The organism is Alteromonas sp. DY56-G5, assembly GCF_041414725.1.
GTDB lineage: Bacteria > Pseudomonadota > Gammaproteobacteria > Enterobacterales > Alteromonadaceae > Alteromonas > Alteromonas macleodii.
Window position 1 is genome coordinate 1 of record NZ_JANHZQ010000064.1, and the last position, 17,477, is coordinate 17,477.

Genomic DNA, 17,477 nt, shown 5'->3' on the forward strand with positions numbered 1-17,477 from the left:
CATGTTCATCTGCCTATCCTTAACTCTCTATAGAGTAAATTGAGATAGGCAGTTACACAAAATTAGTTACAGTCTCAGTTAAGATGCAAACATTATAACTTAATCCTGCACCCTATGTCTAATACTGAACAGTATTAGACATAATGGTGGTAATGCAACAAATCTACATATAAAAACTGTAACTGACTTGAGGCTTTTCACCTAAATCCACGTATTTCATTATATCCCCAACCTTTTTTGCACACTCAAGAGTAATAGGCAATCTGCCATCTAGTTGTGTGTTATTCCAATTCATCTTAGTTAAACCCAATACTTCCTCAGACAACTCCTCTAAAGACGAATCGTTTTCATAAACATCTATTTTTAGCGGATTTGGTACGTAAGCTCCAGGATAAGTTTGATAAAAATCGATTGTGCCGCGTGTATACAAAACGCCTTCACTTTCATTTATTGAGAGCAATGTGCCTCTCTTGGGTGGATAACTAGTCTGACTAAACAATCTAATATCCGTATTAGTGATAGAAACAAAGTCCTTAGAACGAACGCCTTTCTCTTCTAAAACACGACAAAACCCCCTGATTTCAGTTTCTCGAAATTTTGACGTTTTATGAATAACAATTCTGGCAGGCATTTGCATAAGGGCTTTATCGTATTCAGATAACGCTGAGCTTAATAAATCATAAGCTTGTTCTTCTGACATAAACGGACGCTTATCATTTTTATCGATGACAACAGGTGTCCCGCGTAAGATTACCCCGTGACCAAACTCATCAAATACTTGAGCTAAACTTGTTGATATAGTTTCACCATCTCTACTCTTATAAAATCCAATTCCAACATAACAACTCTTCGGTTTAAAGCGCTCTTCTTTTAGCCTCCATGGAACTGTTTTATTACCTTTATAGTACAAAGCCGTTGCAAAATTCCACGCGCGAGTCGCATCGTCCTGATTCCCTCTATTCGCTTTCCCTGTCAATAGCGTACTTTCGAGCACAAGTTGCAAAGGTATGCCAAGGTGCATGCATTTCGCCTTTAGTAAACGTCTAAAGTCATGTTCCATATACTGTTCGACTGATCCGGTGTCTTTTTTCGAACCAGCATCTTTTTGCGTTAATGATAGGAATAGTTCTTCTGGTATAACGCAAATAATGACGTCAATTGCTCTATTCTCTGCAAGAAACTGGACTTGTTCGTAGTACAAGTTTACTGCTGCCACGACTCTTTCTTCTCTAGTTTTAATACGACTAACTTTAACAATTGAAGATTTTTGAAGCGCGCGCGTGAATCCTGGTGAAGATAATAGTCGCGTGAAAAAACCATAGTCAGCCGAAACACCACCAAAACCTTTAAACAGGTTTGATAGCTCACTTTCCTTGCCGACAATACCGCTGCGACATAAGTCCAACCAAACGTCGAGTTTATCTACGCCCTCCCCCCTTCCTACTATTCCGAGTCTTAGCTCTGAGCGTCTAAGTTCATCTTTAGTATCATAAACACCCATTCGTTCGATTCCATTACGTGGACAAATATGTGTTCCTTTACCGAACTCTAAAAGCGGCTCTTCAATTACGGTAACCTTCACTGTTTATTCCTCCTCATCGATATCAATCAATTCTTCGGTGATGTTTTCTGGGACAAGCTGAATAAGCGAACCGAACTTAATTTCCTGATGTGTCATTTGAGAGAGAAAAAAAGCAATAAACCGGGTCAGATTTCTCACTGCTTGATTGTTTTCAAGCCTTTTTTGCTTCGTTACCAACTTGTCGTGAAAACGGATGCGACGATAAGAGTTATAGGTATAAAGCCAACTCGGTACGATCAGGGTATGGTACTGACCCATCGTATGAATAAACCTTAATTGGAAGCTTAGGTGTTTATAGTGTGCAAGACTACCGGGTTCTTTCTTACTATCTACACGTTCAAAAACTGTTCTATGAGCTGTTTTCATACCTTTCCATGTTTCTTTCCTGTGTGTTTGCTTTTCGTCCTCTTTATTAAAATAGAATTGCTTTTCATACATATCAAAGTTGACATTATGGTGTATGAGCTGCTCCCGTATTTGCCCTTGAAGAAGCGACTTAAAGACATTTTCATATTCTACATATTCTGAGTTATATAGCTCATCGCTATCGACTTCTTCGATAGTTCCAACATCAATTAGAGACTTCAGCGCGGATTGGACTTCGAAATCTTCGAACGTGAATATCTTACCATCATGAAAAGCCCACCCCGTAAACTTAGAGCCTTCAAGTTCTAAAGCAAGACGAATGCACATGTGCATATCTGACTTCCTGCCCTTATATTCAAGTTCACTTTTTGCTCGCGAAAGCACATCCTTTTTGACTATTGTAGTTTCAGCAATAAAAACCTTAGATGGGAAAGTAATTGGCGCAATATTTGACGTGAACACGACTGGAACATCGGTTTTTGGTTCGCGAAGCGCTAAATAAACATCAATTTCTCCAAGAATAAGTTTGAATTCGTGCAGGATCCGACGTTGGGCAGTAACTCTTAATTCTGTTACTTTTGATAAAATGTCGCCGCAATCAATAATATGTGTTTTTGCAATGAAATTAAATTTCTCTCCCGTTATTTTATCAATAGCCTGTTGTGAGTAGCTTTTCTGTTTGCCCACAAGCATCAGAATAAAGAGCTCATCAAAGTTGGATTGATAGTTTTTATCAACGAAAATGGATAGCGTTTTTTTAACTTTTTCGAGATCTGTAGTTGCGGTTACCTGAAATGCTACTCGATCATACTCATCCCCTAGATCTATACCAGGGTAATTTTTCTGCTTCGCATTTAGATTGTGTAACTTTTGCAAGTGAAACAACTCTTTGAGAATGGGTATAAATGCATCTTCCATCGCTAAGTTAATATCAAGCCTACCCTGCTTACTTGCGAGCTCAACCTGACTAACTATTCTTGATACGGCTTCGCGTAATTCGTTTTCGACAGTTAATGCATCCATGTTGATCCTTGATATAAGCCTGATTTTATATACAGTATACATTGGCGCTTGTTTGTATAAATCAAGCTTAATTTACCTTTTTGTTTAGAAACAATACAAACAGTAAAAATACATAAACCTATCAATGTTATTGCAGCGAATGTACTACACTGCTTGTAACTGCTCAGACAGATTAGTACTGTAACTATTATTGGCTGGTCACATGTTCAGCAATCACCCTCGCATTTTCGGGTATTGATTCAAATGTAACGTTGAAAATAGCTTTGTTCGTTGGTCTTATTCTACGATGTCTATCGGTGCTTATTCTCCTTCTGTATTCTGCATACTTTTGCTGAATTACCTTTCCATCATCTGAAATGACTGATATCCGTATGCGAACATTTCGCATTGTACTGTGGGTGATTGACTGTAGCTCACCCCATACGTTCCAGCTATCTCCACTTTGGTTAACATTCACACTAAGAATAGTAACTGGGTCATTAGGTAAGTTTACTATTTCTGTTTCTCTAAGTGAGCTGCTGCAAGCCACGACAGACATCGTCAGGACTATTAGGAGTGCCCATCTTTTCAATGTATATGATTTTTTCATAATTTACTGTCCTTTGAAGAGATTAAGTCATTGATTGCAAAAGAGCCTCGCGTCTTGACGCCCCGAGGTTTCCTGACTATTTCATTTTTTTAGCATGAGCCATTCATTCGATACAGCACTGGCATCACAAAAGGGGTTAGTAAGGTTGATCTACCGATGGCCACTGTCGCCAGAGGCGTTTGAACTTCAGTACCCGTACCCACATTTAACTCCATGTGAATAAAACCCAAGTTCGCAACGAGCGCTGTCATCAACACAGGGCGAAATCTAGTGATTGCACCTTCTACAATCGATTCGATCAAATCATCTGTTTCCTCCAACTGCTGTTTAATAAACGAAATCATCACCAGCCCGTATAACGCCGCAATAGCAGATAGCGCTGTGAAACCTACTCCAGCGGATATAGACAATGTAAAAAAGAGATGTAATATTTTTTGGTAGCCTTTGATAGTTTTTCATATCTACTCCTATAAGGTTTGATGCTAGCCTATCGATGCTTATCGCATGCAACAGGCCAGCTCAAATTAAGATTATGCTCTTGTCATATCTTTTAACTTCCCTTTTGAAAACCAGGCAAAAAGCACAGGCAGTACAAAGAGCGTCAAAAATGTCGCGGTTACTAAGCCGCCTACAATAACACTTGCTAACGGTTTTTGGATTTCAGCACCCACGCCGTTAGACATTAACATTGGAATTAGCCCTAGCGCAGATGTAATCGCCGTCATCAACACTGGCCGAAGTCTTGATGTAGCACCATCGAATACAGCGTCAGATACTGATAATCCGTCTGCAATGCGCTGATTGATGCTTTCTACCATCACCACCCCATTTAGGACCGCCACTCCAAATAAGGTAATAAAACCTACGGAGCTCGGTACAGAAAGATATTGCCCTGATAACCAAAGTGAAAATACTCCGCCTATCACAGCTAGAGGCACATTCACGAGGATCAGCATTGCCTGACCAAACGAAGCAAAAGCAAAGTACAGTAGTAATGCAATTAAGCCCAACGAAAGCGGCACAACTAGTGATAATCGTTTCTGCGCCCGTTGTTGATTCTCAAATTGCCCGCCAATATCCACTGAATAGCCAGTAGGCAGTGCTAGCTGCTCATCAATAGATTGACGAATATCTGCCACCACGCTACCCATGTCTCGACCTTGAACATTTGCCTGGATAACAACTCGCCTCTGTACGTCATCACGTCTGACTTGCGGTGGACCAGAAGCAATCGTCACTTCTGCAACATCTCCTAAACGAACCCATGCACCTGACGGAGTTTGTAAGCGCAAGTCGGCTATCGTTTGACTGTTATTTCGAAATTGTTCAGCAAGCCTGACATAAATATCATAGCGCTCATTACCATTGATGATTTGGCCAGCGCTGGCTCCACCTAAACCTTCGCTTACGAGCTCCATTACATCACCCACGGCCAACCCATAGCGCGACAGAGCGCGGCGATTCGGTGTCACAATCAGTTGAGATTCACCGGCAATTTGCTCCATAGCAACATCTCTTGCACCTTCAACTTCTTTTACTAAAGCTTCAATGGCTTGGCCTTTTTCAGCCAAGATGTCAAGATCAGGTCCAAATAATTTAATGGCAAGTTGAGCTCTTACACCCGATAACAACTCGTCCACTCTTGTCGCGATAGGTTGAGAAAAATTGAAGAGCAAACCCGGATGTTGCTCCATTTTTTCTTCCATTAACGCTTGCAGTTCATAGCGGTTACTTGCACTTGTCCATTCAGGCACTGGCTTTAACCCGATATAAATTTCGATATTGTTTACAGGCTCAGGATCGCCTCCTATTTCGGCGCGACCGATACGCGACAATGTATAGGTGACTTCTGGAAACCCCATTAATATATTCTCAAGCTTAGGGGAGACCTCTAGGGCAGTATCTAAACTAGATGAAGGCGCTAAAGTAACACGCAAGTTAATGGTGCCCTCTTCCAGTTCTGGTACAAACTCTGTGCCAAGCCGAGGAAGCACTACACCAGCAGCGACTACCATAATTGCAGCAATTCCAATCACTACTTTTTTATGCAAAATTGCCCACGATAGCCCTTTGCGATACCCCGCGTCTAAAGGTTTCAACACAACGCTTTCTCGTGGTTTCACGCCTTTTTTAAATAGATACGTCGCCAATGCCGGTACAATAATCAGTGCAACTAATACCGCCGAAAGCATGGCCAACATAATACTAATAGCCATTGGTTGAAATAATTTTGCTTCAACGCCTTCAAAGCTAAACAAAGGCATGAATACCACAAGGATTATGGCTGTTGCGAAGAAGATAGGCCGGGCTACCTCCTTGCCCGCTTCTTGTAATCGCAAAGCGATACCGTGCGTATCATGGGACGAGTCTAATGGATCATCATCTTCAACATGTTCACCCAATTGTCTCTTGTGATCATGCTCAGCATCAGTGTGAGTCAAGTGTTTAAACATGTTTTCAACCATTACCACTGAGCCATCTACTAGCATGCCGATTGCCACTGCAATGCCCCCAAGCGACATAAGGTTGGCAGAAAGTCCAAACCACGACATGACCATTAAGGCAATACCAATAGAAATAGGGATCGAAATCAGGACTAAAAACGTGGCTCGTAGATTCATCAAAAATAAAGCTAGAATAACAATAATAAATACGAACGCTAACATTAGCGCATTTACAACCGTATCCACGGCTTGAGTAATTAAGTCAGCTTGATCGTAGAATACTTCAAAACTCACGCCATCAGGCAATGCTTGGTTAATTCGCTGAATACGAGCATTGACGCCATCAATTGTGGCTTTCGTGTTAGCTCCCATGCGCTTAAGTACAATGCCTGAGACGACTTCACCTAAGTTTTGAATGTTACCGTCGGCGTCTTTTCTGGTCATGGTGGCAGCACCCTGACGAATTTCGCTACCTAACTCAACGTTCGCCACATCGGATACAGTAATCGTTGTTCCGTCTACGGTTTTTAAAGGTACCTGACGTAATTGCTCTAACCCTTCCTCGCCATGATCTAACCAGCCAGTGCCTCTTATCACAAGTTGCTCCTGCCCTCGGTTCATATACCACCCCCCCACATTGGTATTATTCCGCTCAAGTGCTTCCATCACTATATCTTGAGTCAAGCCATATCCAAGTAATTGAGATGGATTGAGGTTAACTTGGTATTGGCGTACTTCCCCACCAAAAGAGAGCACATCCGTTACGCCATCGGCAGGAAGCAGCAGCAATTTCACCACCCAATCATTTAAACTACGCAACGCCATAGCGTCTAGGCCTGAATCGGGCTCAGCCAACAATAGATACTGATACACTTGCCCCAATCCTGATGTGTTGGGTCCCATTTCTGGCGTACCGACGCCCTCGGGAATTAACTCTTTAGCCGCTTGCAGACGCTCGAATACCAATTGACGTGCAAAATAGATATCTGTGTCCTCGCTAAACACAACGGTCACACCTGAAAGACCTGTTTTGGAAATAGAGCGCACTTCCATCACATCCGGTAAGGCATACATCACCGCTTCTATTGGATAAGTAATTAACTGCTCTACTTCTTCGGCAGCTAACCCCGGTGCTTCTGTATTGACAGATACTTGCACGTTGGTGACATCTGGAAATGCATCCAAATTCAGTTTTGGAATAACAAAAACCGCGCTGACTATTAACGTTGTCAGAGCAATCACCACTAACAAACGATTAGTAACAGCCCAATCAATTAATTTATTAAACATAAAGACTCCTCCTAATTAGTGGTTGTGTGGGTCAAAACCGCCTTTAGCGATTTGTGAAGCGACAAAAAAAGCACCTTCGCTTACTACGCGAGAACCCGGCTCTACACCGGTTATTTCCCGCAAGCCACCAAGCGCTCTTCCAAGTTCAACTTCGACGGGTAAAAACTCGCCGGGATGATCTTCTACAAATACCATCCAGTCTCCATCGGGCCCTCGCATTAGCGCACTTTCTGAAACAGCCATTACCGGCATTTTTGTCAGAAAACGGAAATACACCTCGGCAAATTGACCAGGATGCAAACGATGTTCAGGGTTGCTCACTAATAGCCGAACCGTTCTCGTTCGAGTAATTGGGTCAATGGTATGTGCCTCTTGTGTAACCGTTGCATCAACTGTGAAGTCTCCCACTTTGATTTGTGCCGGAGAACCTGCACCTAACCGCAGGTTAATATTCGATGGTAGATGCGCTTCTACCCAAAGTTCACTTTCATCTGCCAACGAGATCAACGGCTCTCCCGCATCAATACGCTGACCTTGTTCAAACGAGTCACTGAGTACCGCGCCATCAATTTCAGCACGTAAGCGATATTCTCCTAATGTTATTGATTGCTGTGAGGTGAGCGTTTTCAAATCTGCATCGGATAAACCATATGAGATTAATACTGCACTAGCCGCTTCAAAATTAGCTTTTGCATCAATGTAGCGCTGCTCTCCAACAGTTTTTCGACCAAGTCCTTTTACTCTTTCCCATTCTGGATATGTTGTTCGGTAATTGGCTTGTGCTTGCGCAACGGTTTCGCTAAAAAGCGTGACAAGCACTTGGCCTTTATTTACCCTGTCTCCCAATGCCACATGACGACGCGTGACAACGGATGCCACTCTGGGTGATACTCTATAGCTGCTATAGCCGTTTGAAAATATTTCACCCGGTGCATACAAAGTATAATTGACAATTTTGGGGCTTAGTGTGCTTACTTTAATGTTGGCTAATGCCATTTGATTGGAGTCTAACGATGCAGAAGCAGTTTCATCATGCTCTTCATCATCTTTATCCTCGTTTTCACCTTTATCATGAGCATGTTCGCTTTCGTGATCATCATGTTCATCGGCACCCTCGCCTCCATGCTCATCAAGCTTTTGACCATCTTGTAGTTCATGTTCTTCATGACCATCATCAGTATGTTCGTCATGTTTATCTTTTATGCTTTTATCGATGCTTGTTACCGTTTCATTGTGAGCATGCTGTTGATCAGACTTTTGTGCGAAACTTGGTGCAGCGCCGACAAATGTGGCGATGAAAACTGCTAATACTGTTTTATTCATTTTGTTAATCCTGTTACTCAATTGAGAAATCGTGTTGAACTGGGGGCAAGTCGATAAGACGACCTGATTGCAGCATGAGATTTTTTAATGCTATGCGCGTTTGCTTTTCGAGCTCTATGCCAGACAGTAAACTTTCTGCGCGTTGATTCAGTGCAATAAGGTAGTTAGTCGTTGATAAATCGCCACTGCGCCACTGCTTCTCTAACAAATCACCACTACTCTCGATGCGACCCTTTACCAATGATTGCCATTGCGTAAACTGTAGGTTGTAGCTTTGCCACGCGCCAAACGCTCCTTTTAAATCGAAACGAAGTTTCCGATACTGCGCTCTAAAACGTGCTTCAGTTTCTAACGCCATGCGTTCTGCGGCGCGAGTTTCTGCACTGTAATCGTTGCGAATGTTTAACGGTATGGAAAAGGTCAGCCCAACGGTGTTTTCTCGCGCTTCCTGCCCTGCATTAATACCAAAAGTAGGATTTGCTTTTGCACTACGTCTAGTGACTTCTGCTTCTTCTTTTTGCGTGAGCCATTGCGCATAAGCGCTTGCTACTTTTGGGTGTTTTAGTAATTCTTCATCAGACGGATATGTAGCATTAGAAGGCCAAAAGTCGTCGGGTATAATCCCTCGCTCTGGCTCCCAATCAGGAAGTAACTCCCGCACCATTGCTTCGGCCATTTGAAGTTGAGCCTCTGCTCCCGCCACTTGAGCAAATTGTTTCGATAACGACAAAAAGGTAAGCTCTGCATCGATACTCCCTAGATCACCAGCCGCTTGACGTATTTCGACCAATTCAAGTAACGAATTAAGTTGCTGTTGTTGTGATTTTGCAATTACAGCGGCACTTCTTGCTGCACGCCAATTGATTAATGCATCAATAGCATCAGCTGATTTGTTTAAAACGACTTCTTGGTATTGAGCTTGTGCAGCAGTGCGCATAAAACCCGCTTTTTGTCGCCTTGCGCCTTGCCTGTCCCAAAGGTCGATTGTCTGTTCAACACCCACGCTGTAGTCATTGTTATCGCCATTACGCGTATAGTCAGTTGACAATTCAGGGTTATAAAGGGCTCGTTCAGAAGCATCAGCGAGCGCACCTGTGCTTAACAATTGTTCTTTGGCCGCGACAATATCGGGATGTTTGTTTATCTGTGAAGAGAACCAACTTTCCCAGTTCTGATTTTGCGCATGAGCAAAAATCGGTACAAACAATAAGCAAGTGCACAGCAGTTTGGTGCCATTAAATGTAAGTAAGCTAAGCCGTCTCAATGATGTGGCTTTTGTTGTTTGAATACGCTTAAAAGACGCAGATAGCAGTGGCGGCCTGACATGCAGGTCACGCCCAATAAAATGAGTGAGATTCATAATAATCCTAAAATTAAATAATAACGGACGTCGCGTTTAAGGTTATCGCGACGAGCTTTAAACAGAATTTAGGATTTTTGCTTAGGTGGGCGCAGTAGGCGGTTGATAGGTGCGTCTATAAGAGCATCTAGATAGTTAAAGTTGTGGTTGGACACCACGTGATGGTGTTTACTGATACTGTCATGACCGACCCACTGAACATGTGTACCATGGCAATGACCACAGTGATGACAGTCGGCTGGGTTATGCTGCCCCTTTACTTGGTCGGTACTTGCATCTTGAATACTTGTTGATGACAAACTCTTATCATGCTCAGCATGATTGTGTTCATGTTGCAAATGTTGAGTATCTATTGCATGAAAATCTAATGAATTGGCCACAGCAGAAAACGACTGAAAGAGTATCAGCGAGATCATGATGTAACTTATTCGTTTTAAATTTTTCATAAGCGTGAGTCTACCAAGTCTATTTCACTTCGTCACGACATTGTTCATTGGCAAATTCTAGCTTACAGTTGGGAAATACTTTAGACATCACATGTTGTAATGTTTCAGGTTGTATAAATTAGACGTCGAGATGAGGGGTGGTTACAATTTTTACTATTGGTTAAGAAATATCTTGAAAAAGTAGATGTATGAACGCGTAACCCCCTGGGGGAAGGCTTAGCAGTGTGAATAACGGATGATTTAGGTGTTAATGTGATTGAACAAAATAGGTCGTTTCCAGATGACTTCGGCTTTGACTATTGTCTTATGTGGATTAGTACGGAGAAATATCCCTCATTTATAAGTAGGCCACACCCTGACAGTGGCGAGATCATCCATGACGTTAGGGACAACTCAAAACCATTTGCTCATAAACTTCCAATTTTAATAGACCCCGATGGTATCAATGTGGTGCCAGTGAATCTATATCTTCACTCTTTGTTGGCAGATCCAGATATATCCTCCGATAAGACGATTCAATCCCATGCAGTTGCGTTATTGAGCTTCTATCGGTGGTTGAGCACGGAAATCCCCGAACATACACACCCAAGGACTGGCCTTCTGGTTGATGAAAAACCTCCGTTAACAATATATGACTGCACCGAGAAGGTAGAGGAAAGTCCAATCGTGAGATATCGAGACTATTTATTGGAAAACCTTTATACCAAGGATGAAACTGGAAAAGTCGGTGGTTCTCCAAGTACAGCCTCTAACTATGTTATGAAAGTTGTCAATTACTTCATCTTCCTTCATCGCCAGCGGATCATTTCAATCAGCAAAACCTTTCGACCATTTGAGTTTAAGGCAAAGACTGTTCGCATAAGCAACAAAGGAAACAGAGCACAACATGAAATGCTCTCACATCTCAATCGCAGTCACAGTAAGGAAATTATTGTATACACCACAGGTCTCACTAGACCATTTAAGAACATAAAAAAACCTCAAGATGCTGATATTCGAGAGCTTAACCCACTTCGTGAAGATGAAAAACAAGAGCTTTATAAACACCTTGATATTGAAAATTCATCTGACACTAAAGCCCTAATGGTGTACTTAAAAACTGAAACGGGATTGAGATTGGAGGAATTAATAACATTTCCTGCCTCTGTCGTGGACAAGCCAAAAGCTAAAGTAGTTAAGGTGCAAATTGGTGAGAATATTAACGGTTGCTTAACCAAGTTCAAAAAAAACAGAACAATTGAAATCCCAGCCAGTGTCATGGATCTGTTGTACGAGTACAAGTTAAGTAAGGCGAGGAAGAAGGCTATTGAAAAAGGATTACTTCGCCATAACCACTTATTCGTTAAATCGAATGGCAATATCTACGCTCCAAACACCATTCAAAAGTATGTGGAAACTATCCGCAATGATTTGACACACTGTGGGCTTGATATTTATTTTGCCCCTCATGACTTACGAGCCACTTTCGCAACCGACTGGCTGTACAGCAAACATATGGAAACAGGTAAGCCCTTCGAGGCTTTGTTACAGGAGCTGGCTGATTTGATGGGGCATGAAAGCACCTCTACCACTCAAAAATACGTTAACTACATGAATGACAATAAAACATGGTTGGAATTCGCTCAGCGTAAAAATCAATTCGCACAACAATCGCTGAGGTGATGATATGGCAAAAAGTCGATTAGCAGCATCGAGAAATCAAAATAAATCACCCGCTCCGCCGATTACTAAGAAAAATGTTACTTCATTAGATTTGATCGTTGATATACGGCCAGAAGGGGTGCTAAACAGCACAAGACACAATTTTATTTATTGGTGTCATGAACAGTGTGATCCCAAAAAACCATTAGCTAAACCCTCTCGACTGGAAAGAATGCAAAAGCTAAAAAGATGGGTTGATCAAGAGAAGAAAAATGAAACCAATGCATGGTCTCTAGTAGTTAAATTAAGCGCCTTAAAGACTTACATTGCATTTTGCGACATTAAGAAGTTCGACCCTTTTAGTCAGGCTGGATATCTTTATTACGCTGGTAACTCAGGTGAGTTACGGCGCTTAGTTGACATTGCTAGTGAGCCTAAAAAATACCAATTTCAGTATCATAATGGTGAAGAGTTTGGTTTGTTGGAATCCTCAGCTCTTCAAAAAAAGATGAATCTCGACTCGATGCTTCCAGTGCTTGATTTTGATGTGTCAGACATGCAAGCCACGCTTAAGAGCTTTACTGGTGAGATAACAGATTTTGCTACACTACCTTATACATCAAGCGAATGGTATGCACTAGTTAGACGCACTCAGCTTCTCTTTTTCTCTTTGGTAACTCAACTTATTGCGTTTAAAGAAGAAAACCCCGAATCGCCCCCACCTCAATACCTAGAAAACATTGTGGTTGAAAGAATAGATAATCGTGACATCACGATTACACTTGGGAGAAAAAATGGTTCAGCTTCAGAAGGCTTAGCGAGTCCTTTTAATCAATGCATGTCGGCAGCTTACACTTTGTTTGCCTATTACACTGCATTTAACGACACAGTGATTAGACAGGTTCGCCACCCCATTAAAATGGTTACGTCAAATAAAGATGGTCGGACATCAAAAGTTGCTCAAGTTCGCGCTTACAAAGGTCGTGCATCAAAGGACGTAAAAGCGTTATTTTCAGGCTTAGAAGAAAGCTCCCACCCCGAAGCCAAAGATGAGGAAGCTGGGTTTATTGTCGCTGACATCAATAAGCGCGACACTGTTGGAGAAACTGACGGAATTACCTTTCTTCGAGCACTCGAACTCCTCTCGAAAACCTACAGCGAAGACCCTTATGACACTCTGATATATTTCCTCAATAGCGAAGGTGATAAAGGCAAGGTTGATGTGTCTGGAGCTTCATTCCAATTATCAAAGAACCTAAATTTGCTTTCTGATAGCAGAGCTGAGTTGACCGACCATCTAGTAAAAACCTACGCCGACATTGTTAAAGATCAAAAGATGACCACGTTTAACAAGATTAAACGAGATGATGGTGTATACACGATGGAAGCAAAAGTCACCGTTCTTAAAAAGCAAGTTGTAACAATAAGAGCAATGCCTATTGCTTACGCTGCTCTTTCATGTATGACTGATGTTTCATTGCGGAACGCGCTTATACCGCTTAATTATTCAGAGAAAGATTCCGATGGAGCGATGACAGTTTCTTTCAAATATGCTGATGGCTCTAAAGGTGAGTTTATTGTTGCAGCTAAATACAAACCTTTTCTTCAATTGGTTGAGCGTTATGCTGCGAGCAGAAACCCTTTACCCAGAAAAAATTATGGTTTTGGTGGGGGGAGTTCAACAACCAAGCATCCATTCTTACTACCGCTGGGTGGTAAATATGTTACTTATCAGTGGTCAGAAGGTGAGGTTCCGATTCGCGAAGTTCTGTTAAAATTGTGTGGCATTGGTCGCGGTGATTACTTTATAAATATTACCGCCAGTAGGATTCGCACTACTCATTCTAACTTAGAGTATAAAGCTGAAGAAAAAGGGTGGACAGCCCGAAAAATTTTGCAGCACAATATTGAAACAACTGAAAGACATTACCCCAACGGCCACCCTGTCTCAAACAACAAGCAAATGTCACAAGGGATGATGGGGTTAGTCTACATAGCCCAGGGCAAGAGCCGCAGTGAAGCTATAGAATCGGTTAAGAAAGAATTGGAAATTCCCGTCTTAGAATACGATGTTTGGAAACAACGTAATGCTCCTACAAACCCCAATGGCATTAGCTGCGGCGGGGAAATTGATTTGCTGTCAGAGAAAGATTGGCATTATGCAGCACGCAAGTTCGCAGAAAAAAAAGGGATTATTGAAGAGGGTCAAGATATTACCTGCTATCAATACGATCTTTGCGTCTTTTGCAAAAGCGCCAAACTCGTTGATGACCCCTACGCTATTTATAAACTATTGAGCTTTCTCGATGCGTTAAGTGAAGCCATTGACCAATACCCAGAACGCGCTTCGGTAATTCAATTAAAGATAAATCGCTTTCAAGCTAACCTTGACGGCCTCCCATTAGAGACCGTTGAACAAGCTGAGGATTTGCTTGAAGAAAAAGGGCGTTATCCACTTTTCGACTCGTTATCTTCCATTACCCAATTTTTATAAGGGCTATATCTATGCTGTCTTTTGAAAACTCACAAGATATGGATTCAACCTTAGATACCATGCGTTTAATTGGTGATAGAGGCGACTATTTGCAACAGGAACTTCTCCCTGCGCTACTGCGAGGCGATTGGGAAGAGTTAGACAAAATGGTGGTCTATCAAGATCAAAAAAAGACCATCTTGTTTGGCGAGGATATATGGGCGTTTAGAAATTCTGACTACAAAGGGAGTGGGGTCACGAACTTGATTTTTAACATTGAGCCAGAGCAAGAAGAAAATGTCATTGTACTTCATCAAAAAGAGCGTCACATGCTTAATCAAATGAAGTGCGTAGCATTAGCGGATATGTGGTTTTCTGTTAAACATATAGAACTGGCTTCAATAAATAATAAAAAAAACTCTCTTCGAAAGGATATTGCCCAACTAATCAAACGTGGCATCAATTCATTTGAGGAATTGAATCAAGAGCATCTAGAAATTTTGGTTACTGAGGGATGGTATGATATTTCTAGGAGCTATTGTTTTATAGGGTTGAATAGTCTTGTCCACTTGAAAGGGCTGCTACCTTTCAAGGTCAATTTTTCACATCAATCCCATAAGATGTACAACATGAGTTCTGATGCGCAAAACGGAAAAGTGGTGATTCCCCCCCGAATCTATTTTGCGGCATTAAAAGGGTACAGTGAAGATATCGTAAAAGCCTACGGATTAAGAGATGAAATCGAACAAGCAGTTGAGCAGATGATTTCCTTTTATTCCGATGAAGTAAAAAGAAAAATTCTGAGGGTTAGAAGCGGCTATAGCCATAAACCTCATGGCGGTTATGCAGAATCATGGGAACGATTTACCCAGGCGCTCGACAACAATGGAATAACCTTAGCGGATAAAGGTGAAGATCCACGGTGGATGCAAATATTCACATCTATTCAACCCCGCATTCAAATACGACGAGAATGTCTTAGTATCTTCAGAGCACGCATTGGCAACACTTATTATGGCTGGGCTGGTTTTAGACAGTATTTGAGAAGCTTGAACACAAAAGCCTCATGGCTTTGCTTGGCATTGTCAGGAATGCGCGTAGACGAGTTGTACAAAATGAGTCCTGTTTACGGTGCGCAAAGAACGACTTTCGATAAAAATGGATGTGAGTCCGAAACTGGCAAGGAAACCATTTACTTTCTAACTACACGCCAATCAAAAATTACGATCAGTAGTCAAACCAAAAATGACACGTTTGTAACCACGGAAACGGGTTGGAAAGCCTTCCATATATTAAATGCTATTAATACGCCTTATCGCGACAGATTTGCAAAGAAAAATAATCATCGAATGTTTGCAAACTTGAAGGACATCGCTTTTCCCCAACCTATAGGGAAGAGCGCATTACACACTAAAATTAATACGGGGTTTAACAGCGATAAATTTGATTTTACACTTACAGCAGAAGATATGGGGCATTTACAGACCTCCGACCCAACCCAAACATCTTTTAATCAGGGTGATAAATTTCACTTTTCGCCACACCAGACACGGCGCTCCCTCGCGTACTACCTAATTGGTTATGAGCTGTGTTCTTTCCCCGCCTTGAAGCAGCAATTTTCGCATTTGTCGATGGCAATGACGCGATGGTATGCCCGAAATGCCTATTCATTTGAAAAACTTTACAGCGAAATACAAAAAGAACGAGTCACACAACAGGCTGAGATATTTGCTCGCATATATCAAAAAATGGCGAATGGTAAGCGTATCGCAGGAGGTAAAGGTCAAGCAGCAGCGGCTGAGATTAGTCGCGAAGGTGAAAGTTATTTTGAAGATGGAGTAAGCAAACGCAAGCTATCGGTTGACTACTGGATAGATCGGTTGACCAACGGTAAAGAACATTTACATGCTATTGCTCCTGGGATGTATTGCACTAATACTCAATGTTCAATGCGTATCAATATTGATTTAAGTGAATGTGTAGACTGCGAATATGATTTTATTGAAAATGCTGTTTATGCCGAATCCTCCCGTATGGACGCAATGAGAAACGTTGAGTTTTTAAAAGAAAACAATGAATTAAACTCCAGTTCTGCAACCAAATACTTTATGCAGGTAAAAGCTGCGGAAGCGATCATGGATGATCTAGGATTTAAATATGAAAAGTATGAATTTGCAGAAGATGTGCTGAATTTGGTTATCGAAACGACAAGGAAGGCGTAAGGCATGACAGACAAGGCGGAGTTAAGCTCAACAGAAAGACAGCTAAGAGACGCATTGGCGCGGCTTGTTCATCAAAAGCCGATTAACAGAGAGTTGAAACAAAAGCTTAAAGCCAACAAGCTTAAAATTGTTGTTTCTAATGTTGAGAAAGAAGCGGGGTTATCGAATGGATCGGCCAGGCGCTATCCAGAAACAAAAGCGCTGATCGAAAGCGCTGAAGCAAATCGTGTTCATGGAGTAAGCAATGTGTCCGATACTGTGGTTCGCGGCCACCCTCTCCACATAAAGGCTAAGGAAGACTTAGACAAAGCTAAAAAAGAAATCAAAAAGCTTAAGAGAGAAATTGAGAAGAAAGAAGAAAAGCTTGGAGATTATAAAAAACGCTTAAAGTCTCAAGCCGTGAGAATGCACCAAATGACCGTTGCTATGTGGGAACATATGCCTGAAGAATGCAAGCATATTGAGTTAATGATCGATGTGGAAACAACGGGGGCAACAGGCAACGTTCTAGAATTCAAAAAGCGAGAGAAGCTAGATTAGCTCCGAGACTTATGTTCTTAGCTGGATTAGTCTGGACTCAACCTGTCAAATTCAAATCACGATGCAATTAGGTCCGACAGGTTGCTCTAAGGGGTTTTGCGCCGAGCCTGTAACAGATTCTGTGTAACTGCCATTAGTTAATATGCTTTTCGAGGCGTTCCTCGAACTCGATAATAAA

At 41.8% G+C, this 17,477-nt stretch carries 11 protein-coding genes; 4 read left to right on the forward strand and 7 right to left on the reverse strand.

From position 1 onward, the window contains the following. Nucleotides 1-163 precede the first annotated feature (163 nt). The 7 genes from NO989_RS20090 to NO989_RS20120 form a co-directional block, all read right to left on the reverse strand. Complete coding sequence (locus tag NO989_RS20090) at nt 164-1,582, reverse strand: hypothetical protein (RefSeq protein ID WP_289622245.1); 1,419 nt, start codon at nt 1,580-1,582, stop codon at nt 164-166. A gap of 3 nt (nt 1,583-1,585) precedes the next feature. After that, a complete protein-coding gene (locus NO989_RS20095; RefSeq protein ID WP_071980017.1) occupies nt 1,586-2,971 on the reverse strand; it encodes an SMEK domain-containing protein in 1,386 nt (461 codons plus the stop codon). Between the two features lie 678 nt (nt 2,972-3,649). Then, complete coding sequence (locus NO989_RS20100; RefSeq protein WP_071980019.1) at nt 3,650-3,970, reverse strand: efflux RND transporter permease subunit; 321 nt, start codon at nt 3,968-3,970, stop codon at nt 3,650-3,652. Nucleotides 3,971-4,090: 120 nt separating this feature from the next. Beyond that, nucleotides 4,091-7,294, reverse strand: coding sequence for an efflux RND transporter permease subunit (locus tag NO989_RS20105; protein ID WP_071980020.1), 3,204 nt, complete (start codon nt 7,292-7,294; stop codon nt 4,091-4,093). 15 nt (nt 7,295-7,309) lie between these two features. Then, nucleotides 7,310-8,617 carry an efflux RND transporter periplasmic adaptor subunit gene (locus tag NO989_RS20110; protein WP_168477369.1) on the reverse strand — a complete coding sequence of 436 codons (1,308 nt, stop codon included), beginning with the start codon at nt 8,615-8,617 and terminating at the stop codon, nt 7,310-7,312. 13 nt (nt 8,618-8,630) lie between these two features. Then, nucleotides 8,631-9,977 carry a TolC family protein gene (locus NO989_RS20115; protein WP_168477367.1) on the reverse strand — a complete coding sequence of 449 codons (1,347 nt, stop codon included), beginning with the start codon at nt 9,975-9,977 and terminating at the stop codon, nt 8,631-8,633. Between the two features lie 68 nt (nt 9,978-10,045). Next, complete coding sequence (locus NO989_RS20120; protein WP_156077905.1) at nt 10,046-10,423, reverse strand: hypothetical protein; 378 nt, start codon at nt 10,421-10,423, stop codon at nt 10,046-10,048. A gap of 252 nt (nt 10,424-10,675) precedes the next feature. On the opposite strand from NO989_RS20120, the gene NO989_RS20125 reads away from it, so the two are divergent. Genes NO989_RS20125 through NO989_RS20140 form a run of 4 tightly spaced genes read left to right on the forward strand, consistent with a single transcriptional unit; the run spans nt 10,676 to nt 17,299 of the window. Continuing rightward, the gene (locus NO989_RS20125; RefSeq protein ID WP_371343090.1) at nt 10,676-12,085 is read left to right on the forward strand and encodes a tyrosine-type recombinase/integrase; all 1,410 of its coding nucleotides are present in this window, start codon (nt 10,676-10,678) and stop codon (nt 12,083-12,085) included. 4 nt (nt 12,086-12,089) lie between these two features. Continuing rightward, nucleotides 12,090-14,558, forward strand: coding sequence for a hypothetical protein (locus NO989_RS20130; protein WP_150140950.1), 2,469 nt, complete (start codon nt 12,090-12,092; stop codon nt 14,556-14,558). 11 nt (nt 14,559-14,569) lie between these two features. Then, the gene (locus NO989_RS20135; RefSeq protein WP_061094525.1) at nt 14,570-16,759 is read left to right on the forward strand and encodes a hypothetical protein; all 2,190 of its coding nucleotides are present in this window, start codon (nt 14,570-14,572) and stop codon (nt 16,757-16,759) included. A gap of 3 nt (nt 16,760-16,762) precedes the next feature. After that, nucleotides 16,763-17,299 (forward strand): hypothetical protein, encoded by a 537-nt coding sequence (locus NO989_RS20140; RefSeq protein WP_061094524.1) that lies wholly within the window; start codon nt 16,763-16,765, stop codon nt 17,297-17,299. Nucleotides 17,300-17,477: the final 178 nt, after the last annotated feature.